Below are 18,348 nucleotides of genomic sequence, written 5' to 3'. Positions count from 1 at the left end.
TTCCCGCAGTCAATTCAGGAAGGGCGATGAGCGTTACACTTTATGTCTGTATCACCTGCCGCGCCGGCCAGACGCTCGCCGAAGGCGAGCTCGCGCCCGGTGCGCGCCTGCATGCCGCGCTCGTTGAGGCGGGCGTGCCCGATGACGTCAATCTGGTTCCGGTCGAATGCCTCTCGGCTTGCAGCCAGGGCTGCTCGGTCGCGCTCAGCGCGCCGGGCCGGTGGTCCTATGTCTACGGCCGCCTGTCCGCGGATAATGCCAGGGATGTGATCGCCGGCGCCTCTGCCTATGCCACGGCGCCTGACGGCATCGTGCCGTGGCGCAGCCGTCCCGAAATCTTCCGCAAGCAATCGCTTGCCCGAATTCCCCCCATCGCCGTCGTGCCGGAGGCCGCAGAATGATGACGCTCGCCAAGGTTCCGGTCACCGTCGTGACCGGCTTTCTCGGGTCCGGCAAGACGACGCTGATCCAGCATCTGATCCGGAATGCCAACGGCAAGAAGCTCGCGGTGCTGGTGAACGAATTCGGCAGTGAAGGCGTCGACGGCGACATCCTGAAGTCGTGTGCGGACTCCAATTGCCCGACCGAGAATATTGTCGAGCTCGCCAACGGCTGCATCTGCTGCACCGTCGCCGACGATTTCATCCCGGCGATGGAGCAATTGCTCGCGCGCCCTGTGAGGCCCGATCATATCGTGATCGAGACGTCCGGCCTCGCGCTGCCGAAGCCGCTGCTGAAGGCATTCGACTGGCCGGAGATCCGTTCGCGGATCACGGTCGATGGCGTGATCGCGCTGGCCGATGCGGAGGCCGTTGCTGCCGGTCGCTTTGCGCCGGACCCGGCCGCCGTGGATGCGCAGCGCGCGGCAGATGAGAATCTCGACCACGAAACGCCGTTGTCCGAAGTGTTCGAGGATCAGATCGCCTGTGCCGATATCGTGCTGCTGACCAAGGCCGATCTCGCCGGTGCCGAGGGGATCAAAGCGGCCAAGGCGCTGATCGCGGCCGAGATGCCGCGCGAGGTGCCGATGTTGCCCATCGTCGACGGCGCGATCGACGCCCGCGTGATCCTCGGTCTTGAAGCGGCGGCAGAGGACGACCTCGCGTCGCGGCCGTCTCACCATGACGGCGAGGACGAACACGAGCACAACGACTTCAATTCCGTGGTGATCGATCTTCCGGAGATCGCGGATGTCGGTGCGCTGATCGCGTCGATCAAGGGGCTGGCGCGCGAGCAAAACGTACTGCGCGCCAAGGGCTATATCGCGGTCGAAGGCAAGCCGATGCGGTTGCTGGTGCAATCGGTCGGCGAGCGGGTCAGGCATCAGTTTGACATGCCCTGGGGCGCGCGGCCGCGGCAGTCGAAGCTCGTTGTGATCGGCGAACACGGCGATATCGATGAAGCCGCGATCCGGGCGCGACTAGGTGTCTGATGCACGTCGTCTTCCGCGAGAGCCGCGGCCTTGAGGAGACCGCGACGCCAAGGGACCTCGGCCAGGATCCGGCCGATCTCGTGGTGTTGTCGTTTTCCGACAGCGATCTCGCCGCGTTCGCGGCCGGCTGGCGGCGGGGCCGCGCCGCGCTGCCGTCGCTGCGGCTCGCCAATCTCGCGGAGCTGCGCCACCCGCTGTCGGTCGATACCTATATCGAGCGGACACTGTCGCATGCGCGCGGCATCCTGGTGCGGCTGATCGGCGGCGAGCCCTATTGGTCATATGGCCTGGCCGTGGTGCATCGGCTGGCGAAGGAACGCGGCATCGCCCTGGTGGTGCTGCCGGCGGATGGCCGCGACGATTTGCGGCTGGATGAATTCTCGACCCTGCCGGTCTCGACGCTGCGCCGCCTGAAGGTGCTGTGCGACAAGGGCGGCCCCGTTGCCGCGCAGGCCGTGATTGCACAACTGGCGCTGGCGTCCGGCCTTTATGCCGGGCCGGTTGTCGGTGAGATCGATCTTCCCGAGATCGGCGTCTACGATTCCCAGCGCGGTGCCGTCGCGGCGCTGCCGGCACCGGATGGCCGGCCGCTGGTGCTCGTGACCTTCTATCGCTCCTATCTGGCGGCCGGCGACACGGCGCCGGTCGATGCGCTGATCGAGGCTTTGCGCAAAAAGGGATTCGATGCCCACGGCGTGTTCGTCACCTCGTTGAAGGCGGCGGGCGTGGCCGATTGGCTGCGCGCTCAGTTCGCGCAATGCTCGCCGGCCGCCATCGTCAATGTGACCGCGTTCTCTGCGGCGGGTGACGACGGCACGACGCCGTTCGATGCCGCATCGTGCCCGGTGTTCCAGGTCGCTTTGTCGACGGCGCAGCGTGAGGATTGGGCCTTGTCGCTGCGCGGCCTGTCGCCCGGCGATCTCGCGATGCATGTGGTGTTGCCGGAGGTCGACGGCCGCCTGTTCACGGGCGTTGTGAGCTTCAAATCGCCCGGTGAGCGCGATCCCGATCTGCAATTCGCGCATCTTGCGCATCGGCCGGATGCCGAGCGCGTCGCAGCGGTCGCCGCGCGCGTGGCAGCCTGGCATCGGCTTGCCGGCAAGCCGGCGGGGGACAAACAGCTTGCGCTCGTGCTTTCGAACTATCCGGGCCGTCCGCATCAGATCGCGCATGCCGTCGGCCTCGATGCACTTGCTTCGGTGGAGGCGTTGTTGGCCGATCTCGCTGCTGCGGGCTTTGATCTTGAGCCGATGAAGTCGCTGGGTGGCGTGCTGCTGCACCGGAAGCTGACATGGGACGTGGCCGAATATCGCGCGGCGATGTCCAGCCTTCCCGAGCTGCTCCAGGACGATCTTTCGCGCGCATGGGGCGCGCCGGAGGATGATCCCGATTGCCGCGACGGCGCATTTCATTTCGCGGCGATCCCGAGCGGCAGGTCGATCATCGCGGTTCAGCCGGAACGCGGTGAGGTCGGCCAGCGCGATGCCGACTATCACAATCTCTCGCGCACGCCGCGCCATGCCTATGTCGCGTTCTATCTGTGGCTCAGGCAGCAGGGCATCGATGCCGTCGTTCATATGGGCGCGCATGGAACGCTGGAATGGCTGCCCGGCAAGTCGGTTGCGCTGTCATCCGCATGCTGGCCGGAAGCGCTGATCGGCGATCTGCCCGTCGTCTATCCCTTCATCGTCAACGACCCCGGCGAGGCCGCGCAGGCCAAGCGCCGGATCGGTGCCGTGACGATCGGCCACCTGCCGCCGCCGCCGCTGGCGCCGGCGGCGGTGCCGGAGGGCTTGCGCAGTCTCGAGCGTTTGCTCGATGAATATTCCACTGCGGACGGCCTCGATCCGGCGCGGCGGCAGCGGCTGATTGCCGCGATCCGCGAGGAAGCTCGCATCGCCGGGCTGGAGGACGATCTCGGTCTCGCGGCGTCAGTCTCCGCGGCCGAGGCCATTCCCCAGATCGATCGCTTTGTCTGCGATCTCAAGGAAAGCCAGTTCGGCGACGGGCTGCATGTGTTCGGGCAGGGCGCTTGCGGCGAGGCGGAGAGGGCAGCGCTGCGCGATGCGCTCGCGGGCCGGCGTGTTGCGCCGGGGCCGGCGGGCTCGCCCTATCGCGGGCGGAGCGACGTGCTGCCGACCGGACGCAATCTGTTTGCGGTCGATCCGCGCGCGTTGCCGACGCCGTCCGCGCATGCGCAAGGCGTGAAGCTCGCCGAGGAGCTGCTGCGCCGTCATTTGCAGGATCACGGCGACTGGCCGAAAGGGCTGGTCGTCGATCTCTGGGGCTCCTCGACGATGCGCACCGCTGGCGAGGACTTTGCGATGGCGCTGCATCTCGCCGGGATCGCGCCGCGCTGGGATCATGGGTCGGGCCGGGTGTCGGGCTACGACATCATCGCGCCGGCAGAGCTCGGCCGGCCGCGCATCGACGTGACGCTGCGCGTGTCGGGACTGTTCCGCGACGTCTTCTCCGGGCTTGCGCAGTTGTTCGAAGCTGCGGCGGAGGCATTGTCCGAGCGCAGCGCTGAGGGTGACGAGAATCCCTACCGGCAGCGCGTCTCGCGCGTGTTCGGGCCTCGTCCCGGACATTATGGCGCCGGCATCGCGTCTGTCCCGGACGTCTTCACGGAGGAGGCGCGCGACGCGGCCGGCGAAGCCTGGCTGTCGGCATCGTCCTGGGCCATTGCATCTGATGGCGAGATCAGGCCTGACCGTGCCGGCATCGAGGCACGGCTCGCCGCGGCCGACAGCTTCGTCCACACCCAGGACCTGCCGGAGACCGATCTGCTGCTGGCGGCGGACTATGCCGCGCATGAGGCCGGCATCGCCGCCGCGGCGCGGCGGCTCGGCGCAAAGGTCCCGTCGCTCTATCACCTCGATGCGACGCGGCCGGATCAACCGCATGCCCGGTCGTTGACCGAGGAAATCTCCCGCGTGGTGCGGGCGCGCGCCGCCAATCCCGCGTGGATCGCCGGCATGATGCGCCACGGCTTCCGCGGCGCCGCCGAAATCTCGGCGACCCTGGAGCACATGGCGGCGTTCGCGCATCTTGCCGGCGCGGTGCCGCCGCACCTGTTCGACCTCTATTACGACGCGACCCTCGGCAATGATGACGTTCGCGCCTTCATGGCGCGCGAGAACCCGGCGGCGCTGGCTGCGATCGAAACCTGCTTCACCCGGCTGCACGATGCGTCGCTCTGGCAGACACGGCGCAATTCGATTGCGGCGGCGCTGCAGGAGGCCTCATGAGCGCGGTCGTGATCAAGGGTTGGTGTCCCGGCGCGCTGCGGCCGATGCAGTCGGGCGATGGCCTCGTGGTGCGCATCCGTCCGCGCGGCGGGCGGCTGGACGCGTCGCAGGCGACGAGAATTGCTGAGCTCGCTGCGCGATACGGCAACGGCCTGATCGATCTGACCAGCCGCGCCAATCTCCAGGTCCGCGGCGTCGGCGATGAAGGCTATCCGGCCTTGATCGATGGGCTCGCCGAGCTCGGGGTGCTGGACGCGGATTCGGATACCGAGGCGCAACGCAACGTCCTGGTGACGCCATTCTGGACTGCCGGTGACGAGACGCGCTCGCTTGCGGCCGAACTTGAGCAGGCGCTCGCCGCCACGCGGCTCGATCTTCCGACTAAGTTCGGCTTCGCAATCGATGATGGCAGCGAGCGTGTGCTGGCCGGCGCGTCTGCGGATATCAGGATCGAGCGCGATCGCAACGGCGGACTGCTGGTGCGTGCCGATGGCGCACGGTACGGTCGCTCCGTCTCGCGCGGAGAGGCGGTGGATATCGGACTCGCGATAGCCGAATGGTTTGTCACCTCCGGCGGAGCCAGGGGTGAGAAGCGGCGGATGGCGTCTCATCTGGCCGGCGGCGCGAGCTTGCCGCAGTCGCTTCGCGGCGATGCCGAGCCCGTGGCTCGATCGGCAGACCCCGTGCCCGGCCTCTATCCGACCGGTGCGATGGTCGGCGTCGCCTTTGGACAAATGCCGCGGCAGATGCTCAGCCATCTCGCCGGGTGCGCGCAGGCTCTCCGCATGACGCCGTGGCGGATGGTGCTGGCGGAGGGGATGCATGAGATGCCCCGCGGCGCGGATCTCGTCACTGATCCCGATGATCCGGCGCTTCGCGTGATCGCTTGCAGCGGCGCACCGCGCTGTCGCGAGGCGCATGCCGACACGCGTGCATTGGCATCGGCGCTTGCATCCTTTGTCCCGGCGGATGCCCGGCTTCACGTGTCCGGCTGCGCCAAGGGCTGTGCCCTTTCCGGTTCGGCTGACGTCACCCTGGTTGCGTCACGCGAGGGCTTTGACCTCATCCGCAACGGCACCACGCGGGACGCGCCAGTCCTGCGAGGGCTGACCCGGTCGGACCTCCTCGCAAATCCCTCCGTGCTGATGGGAGGCCATTGATGCCGCACGTCTATGAGACCGATGGTGCGGCGATCTATCGCCAGTCCTTTGCGACGATCCGGTCGGAGGCCGACCTTGCGCGCTTTACATCAGACGAGGAACCGGTGGTCGTGCGCATGATCCATGCCGCCGGCATGGTGGGCCTGGAAGCGCATGTCCGCTTCACGCCCGGCATGGCCGCGAGTGCACGAGCAGCCTTGCAGGCGGGCGCGCCGATTCTCTGCGATGCGCGGATGGTGTCGGAGGGCATCACGCGCGCACGGCTGCCCGCCGGGAACGCCGTCATCTGCACGCTCGGTGATCCCCAGATTCCTGCACTCGCGCAGTCGATGCGCAATACGCGCTCCGCGGCGGCGCTCGAACTGTGGCGGCCGCATCTGGCCGGCGCCATCGTTGCGATCGGCAACGCGCCGACGGCGCTGTTCCACCTTCTCAACATGCTCGAGGATGCAGACTGTCCGCGGCCGGCGGCGATCATCGGCTGTCCGGTCGGTTTCGTCGGTGCCGCCGAATCCAAGGCGGCATTGATGGCTGCGCCGCCGGTGCCGGCGCTGACGGTCGAGGGACGTCTCGGTGGTTCGGCGATCACGGTCGCCGCAGTCAATGCACTGGCGAGCCGGAGCGAATAGCGATGGGACGCATCATTTGCTGCGGGCTTGGCCCTGGCGATCCGGAGTTGATGAGCGTGCGTGCCGACCGCATCGTGCGCGCGGCGCAGCATGTCGCCTATTTTCGCAAGAAGGGACAGCTCGGACAGGCGCGGCGCATTGTGGAAGGATTGCTCGCCGCCGATGTTAGCGAGTATCCGATGGAATATCCGGTCACAACGGAGATCGGTTTCGACAGTCCGGACTATGCCCGGCTGCTCGCGGGCTTCTATGACGAATGGGCCGAGCGCCTGGCGCGGCTTGCGCGCGCGATCGACGTCGTCGTGCTCTGTGAGGGTGATCCCTATTTCTACGGCTCGTTCATGCACCTGCATGCGCGCCTTCAAGGACGGGTCGAGATCGAGGTGATCGCCGGCATTCCCGGCATGGTCGGCTGCTGGAATGCGGTCGGCCAGCCGATCGCGCTTGCCGACGATGTCACCACCGTGCTGATGGGCACGCTGCCTGAGGCTGAGCTCGCGCAGCGGATGCGCAGCTCCGACGCGCTGGTCGTGATGAAGACCGGCCGCAATCTTCCTAAGATTCGCCGCGCGCTCGCGTCCGCGGGCCGTCTCGACGATGCATGGCTCGTCGAGCGCGGCACCATGCCGGACCAGCGCGTCGCCCGGCTCGCGGATATCGCTGAGGCGGACTGTCCGTATTTTGCGATCGTGCTGGTGCACGGGCAGGGGCGGCGCAGGGGGGCGGCCCAATGACCGGCACGCTGACCATCGCGGGACTGGGGCCGGGCGACGAAGCGCTGATCACGCCGGAGGTCTCCGCTGCGCTCTCGATGGCGACCGATATCGTCGGCTATGCGCCGTACGTGACGCGCGTGCCGCCGCGCGAAGGGCTCACGCTGCATCCATCCGACAACCGCGTTGAGTTGCAGCGCGCCGCCGAGGCCCTGCGGCTTGCGTCGGTAGGGCGCCACGTCGTCGTGGTCTCTTCAGGCGACCCCGGCGTGTTCGCGATGGCATCCGCCGTGTTCGAAGCGCTCGAGGACGCGCCGCAATGGCACGATCTGCCGATCCGCGTTCTGCCCGGCGTGACGGCGATGCTGGCGGCGGCCGCAAGTGCCGGCGCGCCGCTCGGACATGATTTTTGCGCGATCAATCTCTCCGACAATCTCAAGCCCTGGCCGCTGATCGAGAAGCGCCTGCGGCTCGCGGCTGAAGCCGATTTCGCGATCGCGATGTACAATCCGCGCTCGGCGAGCCGCGCTGATGGCTTTGCGCGGACGCTCGAGATCTTGAAAGAGGCTGGCTGCGGCGAGCGGATCGTGATTTTCGCCCGCGCCGTGAGCACACCCGAGCAGCGCATTGAGACGGTCGAATTGCGCGATGCCAAGCCCGCGATGGCCGACATGCGGACGCTTGTGATCGTCTGCAATTCGGCGACGCGGCGGGTCGGCCGTTGGGTCTATGCGCCGAGGCAGGTTCGATGACCGAGCCATTGCATCACCTCGCTCACGCTTTCCACCCGCGGCCTCTCGGGCAGCGGCGGCCGTGTGATCATGATGACGGGAAGGCCAAGCGCGCGGGCGGCGTCGATCTTGGCGCGCGCGCCACCTCCTCCGGAATTGCGGGCGACGATCCACGCGATGGAGCGCGCACGCATCAGCGCGAGCTCGCTGTCGAGCGTGAATGGGCCGCGCGAGACGATGACGTCGGCACCGGGCAATGGCAGCTTCTCGTCGGGTGGGTCGACGAAACGCAACGTATAGGCGTGCTGCGGCCGGCTACCGAAGGGCGCGATGTGCTGGCGGCCGATCGCGAGGAACACACGCGTGGGGCTGTCGGGCAACGCCGCGACCGCCGAGACGACGTCCGCGACCTCGATCCAGCGATCGCCGGATGTCTTGTCCCAGGGTGCGCGTTCGAGCGCGAGCAACGGCGTTGCGGTTTGCGCGCATGCGGCGATCGCGTTGCGGCTCATTTCGGCAGCGAAGGGATGCGTCGCGTCGACCACATGCGTAATGCCCTCGTGACGCAGATAGTCGGCAAGACCGCTGACGCCGCCGAAGCCGCCGATCCGGGTCGGCAGAGGTTGTTCGGCAGGCGCGGCGGTGCGCCCGCCATAGGAATAGACCGCGTCGATGCCCGCGCGCGCGATCGTCGCGGCAAGCGAATTGGCGTCCGCCGTTCCGCCCAGGATCAGGGCGCGCATCATGGGTAATCCCTGGTTGACCATCATCGGCATCGGCGAAGATGGCCTTGCCGGCCTCTCCGACGCAAGCCGAAAGGCGCTCCGTGAAGCCGAAACGGTGTTCGGCGGCGAACGGCATCTGGCGTTGGCCGGGATTACTGACCGCGGCCACGTTTGGCCGGTGCCATTCGATGCGGAGATTGTGCTGGGGTGCCGCGGCCGTCCGACTGCCGTGCTCGCCTCGGGCGATCCGTTCTGGCATGGCGTCGGCGGAAGCCTTGTTGGGAAGTTGCAGGTCGGCGAGTGGGTCGCGCATTCAGCGCCGTCGACATTCTCGCTGGCGGTGGCACGTCTGGGCTGGCGTCTCGAGAATGTCATCTGTCTCGGCCTTCATGCCGCACCGTTCGAACGGCTGCTGCCGCATCTCGCGCGCGGTGCACGGATCATCTGCTTGGTGCGCGATGGCAGAGCGGCTTCCGATTTCGCGCGCCGGCTCACGGATCGCGGCTGGGGGCCGTCAGCAATGTGGACGCTTTCCGCGCTTGGCGGACCGCGTGAATCCATCACACAGCATCGCGCCGACAACTATGCCGGCAATTCGAGCGACAGCCTGGTCGCGATCGCGCTGGAGGCGAGGGGGGCGCAGGGGATCGCGCGCAGCTCAGGTCTTCCCGACGCACTTTTCGTGCATGACGGGCAGTTGACAAAGCGGCCGGTCCGCGCGCTTGCGCTGTCGGCGCTTTCGCCGCGGCCTGGTGAGCGGCTGTGGGATATCGGCGCGGGCTCAGGCTCGATCTCGATCGAATGGGCGCTCTGCGGCGGGACGGCGATCGCCGTCGAGGCCCGCGGCGAACGCGCCGCCAACATCCGCCGCAATGCGGCAAGCTTCGGCTTGACCGACCGGATCGCCGTCATCGAGGGTGGGGCGCCCGGCATTTTGTCAGACCTCGAAGCGCCTGATGCCGTATTCGTCGGTGGCGGTCTCGATGCTGAAATGTTCGATACGATCTGGTCGCGCGTCGCGCCGGGAACGCGACTGGTCGCGCATGCCGTGACGCTGGAAACCGAGGCGCTGCTTGCCGATCTGCATCAGCGCCACGGCGGCGAACTGATGCGCGTGGAGATCGCGCAGGCCGAGCCCCTAGGCCGCTATCGCTCCTGGAAGGCGGCGCGGCCGATCGTGCAATGGAGCGCGGTCCGATGAAGGTCGCGGGCTTGGGGTTCAGGAGCAATGCCAGTGTCGCGTCATTGCGCGAAGCCCTCAACGCCGCCGGCGGGCCCAACGGCCTTGCGGCGGTTGCGACGGTGAGCGACAAGGCCGACGCTGCGGCATTGCGAGCGTTTGCGCAGGAACTGGGGGTGCCGATCCGGGGCATTCCCGCCGCGATGCTGGCTGAGATAGAAACCGCGACGCAATCCGAATTGATCGTGACCAGGTTCGGGACTGGTTCGGTGGCCGAAGCAGCCGCCGTCGCAGCCGCCGGGCGCGGCGCGCGCCTGATTTCGGTCAGGGCCGTGTCGCAGGATCGGACGGCCACTGCGGCGATCGCAGAAGGAGACGGCGAATGACGGTGCATTTCATCGGGGCGGGGCCGGGCGCCGCCGATCTCTTGACCCTGCGGGGCCGCGATCTCATCGCCGCTTGCCCGGTTTGTCTTTACGCCGGATCGTTGGTCCCCGAGGGCGTGCTGGCGCATTGTCCGAAGGATGCGCGCATCGTCAACACGGCATCGATGTCGCTCGACGACATCATCGCCGAGATCGCTGCGGCGCATGCGGAGGGCAAGGACGTCGCGCGGCTGCATTCGGGCGATCTCTCGATCTGGTCGGCGATGGGCGAGCAGCTGCGCCGGTTGCGCGCGTTGCAGATTCCGTATTCGGTCACGCCCGGCGTGCCGGCGTTCGCGGCGGCCGCGGCGGCACTGGAGTCCGAACTGACGCTGCCCGGCCTTGCACAGTCGGTGGTGCTGACACGCACGCCGGGCAGGGCGAGCGCGATGCCTGATGGCGAGACGCTTGCGGCCTTTGCCGCGACCGGTGCGGTGCTCGCGATCCATCTCTCTATCCATCTGCTCGACAAGGTCGTCGCCGAGCTGACGCCGCACTATGGCGCGGATTGTCCGGTGGCGATCGTCTGGCGCGCGAGCTGGCCGGAGCAGCGCATCGTGCGCGCCACGCTTGCGACGCTCGATGCCGCGGTTGGCCCCGAGCTCGAACGCACCGCGCTCATCCTGGTCGGCAAGACGCTCGACGCGGATGAGTTCGCCGAGAGCCGGCTCTATGCAGCCGACTATGACCGCCGCTATCGCCCGGTTGGAGCGGAGCCGCGCTTTCCGGGATCATCGCGATGACCGCGGGGCTTGTGATCTCTGCACCGGCATCGGGTGTCGGCAAGACGACGCTGACCCTGGCGCTGGCCCGCGCCTATCGCAATCGCGGGCTGAAGGTGCAATGCCTCAAGAGCGGGCCGGACTATATCGATCCGGCTTTTCACGCGGTTGCGACCGGACGCGCATCCGTCAACATCGACAGCTGGGCGATGTCGCGCGATGCGATCGCGCATCTGGCAAACCGCGGCGCGGACGCCGATCTCGTACTGACCGAAGGCTCGATGGGATTGTTTGACGGCGTCGCGACGCGCGGCGTCGCGGGCACCGGCGCCACCGCCGATATTGCCGAGATGATGGGATGGCCGGTGTTGCTGGTGATCGATCCCTCCGGCCAGGCACAGACGGCGGCGGCGGTCGCGGCGGGATTACGCGATTTTCGGCCCGGCGTGCGGCTTGCGGGCGTCGTGCTCAACCGCGTCGCCAGTCCGCGGCACGAAGCGCTGGTGCGCAGCGCCATGGCGGGCGCTGGCATTCCGGTGTTGGGTGCGCTGCCCCGCCACGCCGAGATCGCCTTGCCGAAGCGGCATCTCGGCCTGGTGCAGGCCGAAGAGCAGGCTGAGATCGACGGTCTCATCAATGAGGCCGCGCGCTTCGTCGTCGAGCATGTCCATCTCGATGCCGTGTTGCAATCGGCGCGCGCCTGGTCGCCGCAATCGGCTGTGCGCAGCCTCGGCATCACGCCGCCGGGCCGGCGTATTGCGCTCGCGCGCGACGCCGCATTCTCCTTCGTCTACCCGCATATGCTGGAAGCCTGGCGCGCGGCCGGCGCCGAGATCGTGCCGTTCTCGCCGCTTGCCGACGAAGCTCCCGACGCGGACGCCGATGCGTGCTGGCTGCCCGGCGGTTATCCTGAACTGCATGCCGCGCGGCTTGCTTCCAACACACGATTTCTTGGGCAGCTGCGTGCCTTTGCAGAGACGAAGCCGGTGCACGGCGAGTGCGGGGGCTACATGGTGCTGGGCGCCGCGTTGACCGATGCCGAAGGCGTGCGCCATGAGATGGCGGGATTGCTCGGCCTTGAGACCAGCTATGCCAAGCGGCGCATGCATCTGGGCTACCGGCTCGCCGAGCTTGCCGCGGCGATGCCCGGGCACGGTCCCGGTGCACGTCTGCGCGGCCACGAATTTCACTACTCGACGATCATCGCGCAGCCGGATACGCCGCTCGCGGTGGTGCGTGATGCGACCGGCGCGATCGTGGCGGAGACCGGATCGCGGCGCGGCAACGCCACGGGTACGTTCTTCCATCTGATTGCGGAGGACCGATGAGCGGATTCGTTTCCTTCGTGTCGGCCGGCCCCGGCGATCCCGAGCTCCTGACCATGAAGGGAGCCGCGCGGCTGCGCGAGGCCGACGTGGTGCTCTATGATGACCTCGCCTCGGGCGCGATCCTCGATCTCGCGCGCTCTGGCGCCAATCTCGTCGCGGTCGGCAAACGCGCCGGCCGCCTCTCGGCGAAGCAACATCATGTCAGCCGGCTGCTGGTCGACTACGCGGCCGCCGGCGTGCGCGTGGTGCGGCTGAAATCTGGTGACGCCGGCATCTTTGGACGGCTCGAGGAAGAGATCGAGGCGTTGGGCGCGGCCGGCATCGGCTACGAGATCATTCCCGGCGTGACCTCGGCCTCGGTCGCCGCGGCGCAAGCCGGCATTCCGCTGACGCGGCGGCTGACCTCGCGCCGGGTTCAGTTCGTGACCGGTGCCGATGTCACGGGCGAGTTGCCCGCGGATTTGAATTGGGCGGCGCTGGCCGATCCGGAAGCGACCACCGTCGTCTATATGGGCCGGCGCACCTTTCCGGCCTTGGCGGCAAGGCTGATCGCACATGGCCTCGCTCCCGAGACGCCTGCACTGTTGGCGGAGTCGCTCGGCCACGCCGATGAGCGGCTCGTTCGCACCACGATCGCAGAGCTCGCCGAACGGCTCACGCATGCAGGCGTTGCCACCGCGGCTGCCGTTATCCTGTTCGGCGCGCTGGCGCCGGAGCAAGGTTGACACGGCCATGTTGACGCTTTCCCTGATCGGTATCGGATGTGGCGATCCGCAGCAGCTCACGCTTGCTGCGATCGCCGCCATCAATGCCGCCGACCTGGTCCTGATCCCGCGCAAGGGGGCCGCGAAGTCAGACCTCGCCGACTTGCGCCGAACGATCTGCGCGGAGGCGTTGAACAACGACCGCACGCGCATTGCCGAGTTCGACCTGCCGGTGCGTGACGCCGGCGAGGCGGACTATCGCAAGGGCGTCGACGATTGGCACGATGCGGTCGCCGCGACCTGGTCACAGGAAATCGCGCGCCATCTCGGCCGCGAGGGGCGCATTGCCCTGCTGATCTGGGGCGATCCCTCGCTCTACGACTCGAGCCTGCGGATCGCGCAACGGCTCGATCCGCTGCCGTCGATTGAGGTGATCCCGGGCATCACGTCGATCCAGGCGCTGTGCGCGGCGCATGCGCTGCCGCTCAACGAGATCGGCGAGCCGTTCCTGGTCACGACCGGTAGGCGGCTCCGCGAGGCCGGTTGGCCGGCCGGCGTCGACACCATCGTCGTGATGCTCGACGGCGGCGCCGCCTTCCAGACGCTGGATCCGGAGGGCTTAAAGATCTGGTGGGGCGCCTATCTCGGCATGCCCGATCAGATCCTCATCGCGGGGGAGTTGGCGGAGGTCGGCCCTCGCATCGTCGCCGCGCGCCGGGATGCGCGTGAGCGGCATGGCTGGATCATGGACAGCTACGTCCTCAAGCGGCGATCGTGATCGAGGGATTGCGTCGGCATTCCATGCAGCAGGGCGGCTATCCGGTCTTCAGCCCGCGAATTGAGGGTTGGATCGTCAGGCGGTAGGCCACGAGCTTGTCGCCATCGAATTGCTCGAGGGTTGTGTCGCAGACGGGGCAGCGATACTCGCCCTTGCTTCCCGATCCGGATGCCAGCTCAAGGCGCCGGAATCCAGCCCCGCAGCGCGGACACGTGACGTCGTCCTTCTTCATCAACTCACCTCAGAACAACACCGGCGGTATTTTGTAACCTAGACCACACGGCAGAACTATGGTCATGGCCGGGAGAGCGACCGATCATTCCTGCATGGCAACGCCGATGCGATCGAGATCGAACATCCGGACCGCCAGTCCGATCCCGCACAGGAACGGACCGGCAACTGCAACGCATTCCGCAAACTCAGCAACAGCTTATGGCGTGACGTCGAAGCACGATCTGACCTCGCCCGCACCGCAACAATGGCTGCGATGTCGCGACGCCCGCGGTCCCCCGACCCCGATCAACGCGCGATCGCCGGCGAACGCGAGGTTCGCCGGCGATCCATCGCCATCAGCGGACGCCACCTATTGCCTGACCAGGCGAACCACGTCCTGCCTCAGCAGGTAGAGCGACACGGCGAGCAGAACGACGTCCTTCATCAGGAAGGGCACGTTGCCGGTCATTGCAGGGAAGCCTCCTGCGGCAACGTCCCAACCGTCAGGCATGAACGGGATGATGGTGACGGTCGCGATGAAGGTGCCGGTCGAGCCGAGGGCGCCGAGCACGCCGAGGCGCTTGTCCCAGAATCCCGCCAGCAGCAGCGAGCCGAACGTCCACTCCGAGGCGCCGAGGAAGTAGCTGGCGCCGGCATGGCCGAAGGCTGGATAGAGCCACCAGATCAGCGGCCCGTTGCTGATGAACGGGACCAGCCGTTCGAATTCGTACGGAAACCACTTCTGGTAACCGAAGAACAGGAACATGATCACCATCGCGGCGCGGACGACATGGTAGTCGAGATCATCCGCGAGCAGGCGGGACCTGTACAGTGCGCGGACAAGCGGATTCTGTGTGGTGTTGGGAAGCGTGGTCATGGTCGTGATCCCTTCGTGTGACATCGCATGGTCGCTCTAGGCGACCGCGGGGAAGTCGATGTCGGTGTCGTTGATGCGGTTGAAGACGTTGGTGAAGACGATGGTCGCGAACGCCAGGCTGATCTCGACCAGCTGCGCGTCGCTGTAGCCGGCGGCCTTGATCGCGGCGAAATCCGCGTCGCTGACGGTGCCGCTCGACTGCGCGAGCTTACGGATGAAATGCACCAGCGCATCACGCTTGGCGTCACCGGTGGGCGCGCCGTCGCGGATCTGCTGGAGGACGTCCGCGTTCACGCCGGCGAGCCTGGCGAGATGGGAATGCGCGGCGACACAGTAGTCGCAGCCGCCGGCGGCGCTGATGACGAGCTTGATGATCTCCCGATCGCGCTTGGAAAGGCTTCCGCTGGCGAGCACCGCATCGGCGGCGAGCATCGACTTGAGCGCGGCCGGGCCGTGGGCGGCGATCGCCGCGTAGGCGTTCGGGACGCTGCCGGCCGCCTTCTTGATCTGCGCGTAGATCTGGCCCGACGGGCCGGTATCGGTTTCGAGATTGGGGACTGAGAGACGGGACATGGTGGCACTCCTTGTTGGGGTTGGTGAACGATTGCGGAGTGACAATAGGATCGAGATGTGAGACATTGAATGTCGATTAGGCTCATATATATGCTCAATCGTCTCAATCCGGTCGCTTTGGGGGACTGCCATGGATTGGCTCAGCCGGCTGTTCGCGATGATGCCGGTGCGCGGGCGGCTCGACCTGCGTTGCAGCTACAGCGTGCCCTGGCGCATCGACCAGGGGCCGGGCGCGACAAACGAGATCCCCTATCATGCGGTGCTTGCCGGCTCGGCGATCCTGGACGATCCCGCAGGCGGTCGGCCGTTGCTGCTGAAGACCGGCGACATTCTCCTGCTGCCCGGCAACCCGCGACACGTGATGCATGACGGCAGCGGGGCGACACCGCTGCCGGCGCGCAACCGGGCGGCACAGAATTTCACGATCAGCGAAAACCTGGGTTCGGACGAACGGCTTGATTTGCTGTGCGGACACTTTGCGATTGCGCCTCCGCACGACCGTCTGCTGCGCACCTATCTTCCGCCGCGTCTTGTCGTGCATGCCGGCCCGCGGACGGGAAAGGGAACGGCCGCACAGCTCGCTGGGCTCGTGTCCCTGATGCGCAGCGAAACGGCCGACGATCATCTGGGCGGCCGCGCCATGCTGGACGCGCTGTCCATGGCGATGTTTGCGCTTGTGCTGCGGCTAGCGAGCGAGACCGATGACAGGTCACACGGTCTGCTTGCACTGGTCGGCGATCCCCGTCTTGCGCCGGCGGTGGCGGCCATGTTCAACCAGCCTGCGCGCGCATGGTCGCTGCCGGAGCTTGCGCGTCTCTGCAACATGTCGCGGGCCACGCTTGCACGGCAGTTCCAGGAGAAGCTCGGGCGATCGGCCAGCGATCTGCTCACGGATATCAGGATGACGCTTGCGGCGAACGAGTTGAAGAGATCGTCGCTGTCGACCGGTGCCGTTGCGGAGATGGTCGGCTACCAGTCCGAGGCCGCATTTCAGCGCGCCTTCAAGAGCCATATGGGCGTGACGCCGGCGCAGTGGCGAAAGGCGCAACCGTCCGAGCCGGATGCCGCGATCGGTGTCGCCGCGCCGGGTGATCCGTCAGGATCAGCACAAGTTTGATCCACGACAGGCAAGCGGCCGATGGGCGATCGCCACCGGCCGCACTGCGCGCTGTCATGCCTTCACGGCGGCCGCCTGCTGGAGAACTGCGATCATGTCCTCGGGCTCCGGGCGGCGGGTATAGTCGGGGTTCACCTCCGAGTAGAGGATCACGCCGTCCTTTCCGATGACGTAGCGGGCCGGCATCGGCAGCGTCCAGCTCGGATCGTCGTTGAAGGTCGGCAGATCGTTCTTCAGCTGCTTGTAGAGCTCGACCAGATAGTCGGGCAGATGGAAGCGCAGTCCGAAGGCGTCGCCGATCTGGCCCTTGACGTCGGACAGGATCGGGAAGGAGAGCTTGTTCTGGCGCACCGACTTCCGGCTGTTCGGCGCGGTCTGCGGCGAGATCGCGACCAGCGAAGCGCCGTATTTGTCGAATTCCGGCTCGGCGGCTTCCAGCGCCTGCAGCTCCATGTTGCAATACGGGCACCAGACGCCGCGGTAGAAGCTGAGCACCAGCGGGCCGCGCTTCAACAGGTCGGCCGAGTTGACGATATTGCCGTCGGGATCCCGCAGCGAGAAGGCAGGGGCGACATCGCCCGCCTTCTTGGCGCGCTGGGCCGCACCGGATGCGACAAGTTCTGCGGTGGCACGGTGCATCGTCTCGATGAAGGCGCGCGGAACGCTGTAGGGCGGCTTTCCGGCTTCGAAGTCGGCTTTGAAAGCGTCGAGCTTGGCTTGAAGCGACATGGCGATCTCCTTGGGCTTCCGGGTGAAGGACGGCGGCGCCGTCTGTTCGGTTGAACTCACACGCAGGAAGCTAAAGCAGATGGCCTCGCAGGGTAGCGCTGCCGCTGGACTAGCGCTTATTCCTGGCTGGAATAGACGCGAACCGCTTCAACCGGCGGATCACGCGTCATGCATTGAAGCTGCGCTCGAAGAAGTTCACGAATGCGCGGGCCTTGGCGGTCGCGGCGCGCCCGGTCGGAAGCACGGCCCAGAGATCGAGCGCGGGAAGGCTCCACTCCGGCAACACCGCACGGACAGCGCCCGTCTTGAGCTCTGGAGTGAACATCCATTCCGACGCGATCGCGAGCCCGGCATCGGCCAGCACCGCAGCCCGGACGCCTTCGGCCGCGGTCACCCGCAACCGGCTCCGCACCGTGACGGCCAGTTCGGTGCTCTCGCGCTGAAAGGACCACACGCTGCCCTCGCGCAGATAAACGACGGCCTGGTGCCGGCTCAGTTCGCTCGGCGCGGCAGGCGTGCCGGCGCGGTCGAAATAGGCCGGCGTGCCCAGCACGAGGCGCTTGCATCGTGCGACCCGGCGTGCGGTCAGCGTCGAATCCGTCATCTTGCCCATCCGGAGCGCGACGTCGATGCCTTCCTGCACGAGATCGATCTGGCGGTCGTCGAGCACGACCTCGAGCTCCAGCTCAGGGTGCTGCGCGAGAAACTTCGGCAGCATCGGAATGACATGGATCCGGGCGAAGGTGACGGCGGCGCAGATCCGCAATCTGCCCTTGAGGCCGGCTCCGGCGCCGCGCGCCGCGATCTCCGCCTCGGCCGCCTCTTCAAGCGCGCGCCTGGCGCGCTCGAGATAGCCAAGCCCCGCTTCAGTCGGGGTGAGGCCATGGGTCGAGCGCGTGAGCAGCTTGACCCCGAGAAATTCCTCGAGCTGCGCGACTGATTTCGAGACCGCCGGCTGACCGACCCGGAGCTGTCGCGCCGCTCCAGAGAACGAGCCGGTCTCGACCACCCGCACGAACGTCTCCATCGCCGCCAGACGATCCATGGCTATTCTCCACAGG

Annotated in this window: 20 protein-coding genes; 14 read left to right on the top strand and 6 right to left on the bottom strand. The window is 67.1% G+C overall.

Going from position 1 to position 18,348, the window contains the following annotated elements:
- Positions 1 to 26: 26 nt before the first annotated feature.
- The 7 genes from AC066Y_RS30420 to cobJ are packed head-to-tail and all read left to right on the top strand — an operon-like array spanning position 27 to position 7,937.
- The gene (locus tag AC066Y_RS30420) at positions 27 to 401 is read left to right on the top strand and encodes a DUF1636 family protein (protein WP_478277081.1); all 375 of its coding nucleotides are present in this window, start codon (positions 27 to 29) and stop codon (positions 399 to 401) included.
- Entirely contained in the window at positions 398 to 1,432 is a 1,035-nt protein-coding gene (cobW, locus tag AC066Y_RS30415; protein WP_478277080.1) for a cobalamin biosynthesis protein CobW, read from the top strand. The genes AC066Y_RS30420 and cobW overlap by 4 nt, the downstream gene beginning before the upstream one ends.
- Positions 1,432 to 4,683 carry a cobaltochelatase subunit CobN gene (gene cobN, locus AC066Y_RS30410; protein ID WP_478277079.1) on the top strand — a complete coding sequence of 1,084 codons (3,252 nt, stop codon included), beginning with the start codon at positions 1,432 to 1,434 and terminating at the stop codon, positions 4,681 to 4,683. The genes cobW and cobN overlap by 1 nt, the downstream gene beginning before the upstream one ends.
- The gene (cobG, locus tag AC066Y_RS30405) at positions 4,680 to 5,843 is read left to right on the top strand and encodes a precorrin-3B synthase (RefSeq protein ID WP_478277078.1); all 1,164 of its coding nucleotides are present in this window, start codon (positions 4,680 to 4,682) and stop codon (positions 5,841 to 5,843) included. Before cobN ends, cobG begins: the two co-directional genes overlap by 4 nt.
- Positions 5,843 to 6,472, top strand: a complete 630-nt coding sequence (locus AC066Y_RS30400) for a precorrin-8X methylmutase (protein ID WP_478277077.1) — start codon at positions 5,843 to 5,845, stop codon at positions 6,470 to 6,472. The genes cobG and AC066Y_RS30400 overlap by 1 nt, the downstream gene beginning before the upstream one ends.
- A gap of 2 nt (positions 6,473 to 6,474) precedes the next feature.
- Positions 6,475 to 7,206: a precorrin-2 C(20)-methyltransferase gene (locus AC066Y_RS30395; protein ID WP_478277076.1), complete on the top strand. Its 732-nt coding sequence runs from the start codon at positions 6,475 to 6,477 to the stop codon at positions 7,204 to 7,206.
- Complete coding sequence (cobJ, locus tag AC066Y_RS30390) at positions 7,203 to 7,937, top strand: precorrin-3B C(17)-methyltransferase (protein WP_478277075.1); 735 nt, start codon at positions 7,203 to 7,205, stop codon at positions 7,935 to 7,937. The genes AC066Y_RS30395 and cobJ overlap by 4 nt, the downstream gene beginning before the upstream one ends.
- Here the strand turns inward: cobJ and AC066Y_RS30385 are convergent.
- Positions 7,913 to 8,662 (bottom strand): cobalt-precorrin-6A reductase, encoded by a 750-nt coding sequence (locus tag AC066Y_RS30385; RefSeq protein ID WP_478277074.1) that lies wholly within the window; start codon positions 8,660 to 8,662, stop codon positions 7,913 to 7,915. The genes cobJ and AC066Y_RS30385 overlap by 25 nt on opposite strands.
- On the opposite strand from AC066Y_RS30385, the gene cbiE reads away from it, so the two are divergent.
- From cbiE to cobF, 6 genes are read left to right on the top strand one after another with little or no spacing between them, the layout of a single operon-like run.
- Positions 8,661 to 9,842 carry a precorrin-6y C5,15-methyltransferase (decarboxylating) subunit CbiE gene (gene cbiE, locus AC066Y_RS30380; protein ID WP_478277073.1) on the top strand — a complete coding sequence of 394 codons (1,182 nt, stop codon included), beginning with the start codon at positions 8,661 to 8,663 and terminating at the stop codon, positions 9,840 to 9,842. The two genes, AC066Y_RS30385 and cbiE, sit on opposite strands and share 2 nt — an antisense overlap.
- Positions 9,839 to 10,207, top strand: coding sequence for a cobalamin biosynthesis protein (locus AC066Y_RS30375; protein ID WP_478277072.1), 369 nt, complete (start codon positions 9,839 to 9,841; stop codon positions 10,205 to 10,207). Before cbiE ends, AC066Y_RS30375 begins: the two co-directional genes overlap by 4 nt.
- Positions 10,204 to 10,989 carry a precorrin-4 C(11)-methyltransferase gene (gene cobM / locus AC066Y_RS30370; RefSeq protein WP_478277071.1) on the top strand — a complete coding sequence of 262 codons (786 nt, stop codon included), beginning with the start codon at positions 10,204 to 10,206 and terminating at the stop codon, positions 10,987 to 10,989. The genes AC066Y_RS30375 and cobM overlap by 4 nt, the downstream gene beginning before the upstream one ends.
- A complete protein-coding gene (locus tag AC066Y_RS30365; protein WP_478277070.1) occupies positions 10,986 to 12,296 on the top strand; it encodes a cobyrinate a,c-diamide synthase in 1,311 nt (436 codons plus the stop codon). Before cobM ends, AC066Y_RS30365 begins: the two co-directional genes overlap by 4 nt.
- Entirely contained in the window at positions 12,293 to 13,021 is a 729-nt protein-coding gene (gene cobA / locus AC066Y_RS30360; protein ID WP_478277069.1) for a uroporphyrinogen-III C-methyltransferase, read from the top strand. The genes AC066Y_RS30365 and cobA overlap by 4 nt, the downstream gene beginning before the upstream one ends.
- Before the next feature lie 7 nt (positions 13,022 to 13,028).
- Positions 13,029 to 13,778, top strand: coding sequence for a precorrin-6A synthase (deacetylating) (gene cobF / locus AC066Y_RS30355; protein WP_478277068.1), 750 nt, complete (start codon positions 13,029 to 13,031; stop codon positions 13,776 to 13,778).
- Between the two features lie 37 nt (positions 13,779 to 13,815).
- On the opposite strand, the gene AC066Y_RS30350 is transcribed toward cobF, so the two are convergent.
- From AC066Y_RS30350 to AC066Y_RS30340, 3 genes are all read right to left on the bottom strand, one after another.
- Entirely contained in the window at positions 13,816 to 14,010 is a 195-nt protein-coding gene (locus tag AC066Y_RS30350) for a hypothetical protein (protein ID WP_456723956.1), read from the bottom strand.
- Positions 14,011 to 14,361: 351 nt separating this feature from the next.
- Positions 14,362 to 14,868 (bottom strand): YkgB family protein, encoded by a 507-nt coding sequence (locus tag AC066Y_RS30345; protein ID WP_478277067.1) that lies wholly within the window; start codon positions 14,866 to 14,868, stop codon positions 14,362 to 14,364.
- A 36-nt stretch (positions 14,869 to 14,904) separates the two neighbouring features.
- Complete coding sequence (locus tag AC066Y_RS30340) at positions 14,905 to 15,441, bottom strand: carboxymuconolactone decarboxylase family protein (protein ID WP_478277066.1); 537 nt, start codon at positions 15,439 to 15,441, stop codon at positions 14,905 to 14,907.
- 130 nt (positions 15,442 to 15,571) lie between these two features.
- Here AC066Y_RS30340 and AC066Y_RS30335 point away from each other — a divergent pair, with 130 nt between their 5' ends.
- Positions 15,572 to 16,558, top strand: a complete 987-nt coding sequence (locus AC066Y_RS30335) for an AraC family transcriptional regulator (protein WP_478277065.1) — start codon at positions 15,572 to 15,574, stop codon at positions 16,556 to 16,558.
- A 54-nt stretch (positions 16,559 to 16,612) separates the two neighbouring features.
- Here the strand turns inward: AC066Y_RS30335 and AC066Y_RS30330 are convergent, their stop codons facing one another.
- Positions 16,613 to 17,287 carry a peroxiredoxin-like family protein gene (locus tag AC066Y_RS30330; protein ID WP_478277064.1) on the bottom strand — a complete coding sequence of 225 codons (675 nt, stop codon included), beginning with the start codon at positions 17,285 to 17,287 and terminating at the stop codon, positions 16,613 to 16,615.
- Positions 17,288 to 17,453: 166 nt separating this feature from the next.
- The gene (locus tag AC066Y_RS30325) at positions 17,454 to 18,332 is read right to left on the bottom strand and encodes a LysR family transcriptional regulator (protein WP_478277063.1); all 879 of its coding nucleotides are present in this window, start codon (positions 18,330 to 18,332) and stop codon (positions 17,454 to 17,456) included.
- Positions 18,333 to 18,348 lie beyond the last annotated feature (16 nt).

This window comes from Bradyrhizobium sp. USDA3010 (assembly GCF_056429065.1).
This window is presented reverse-complemented; position numbering and strand designations above follow the sequence as displayed.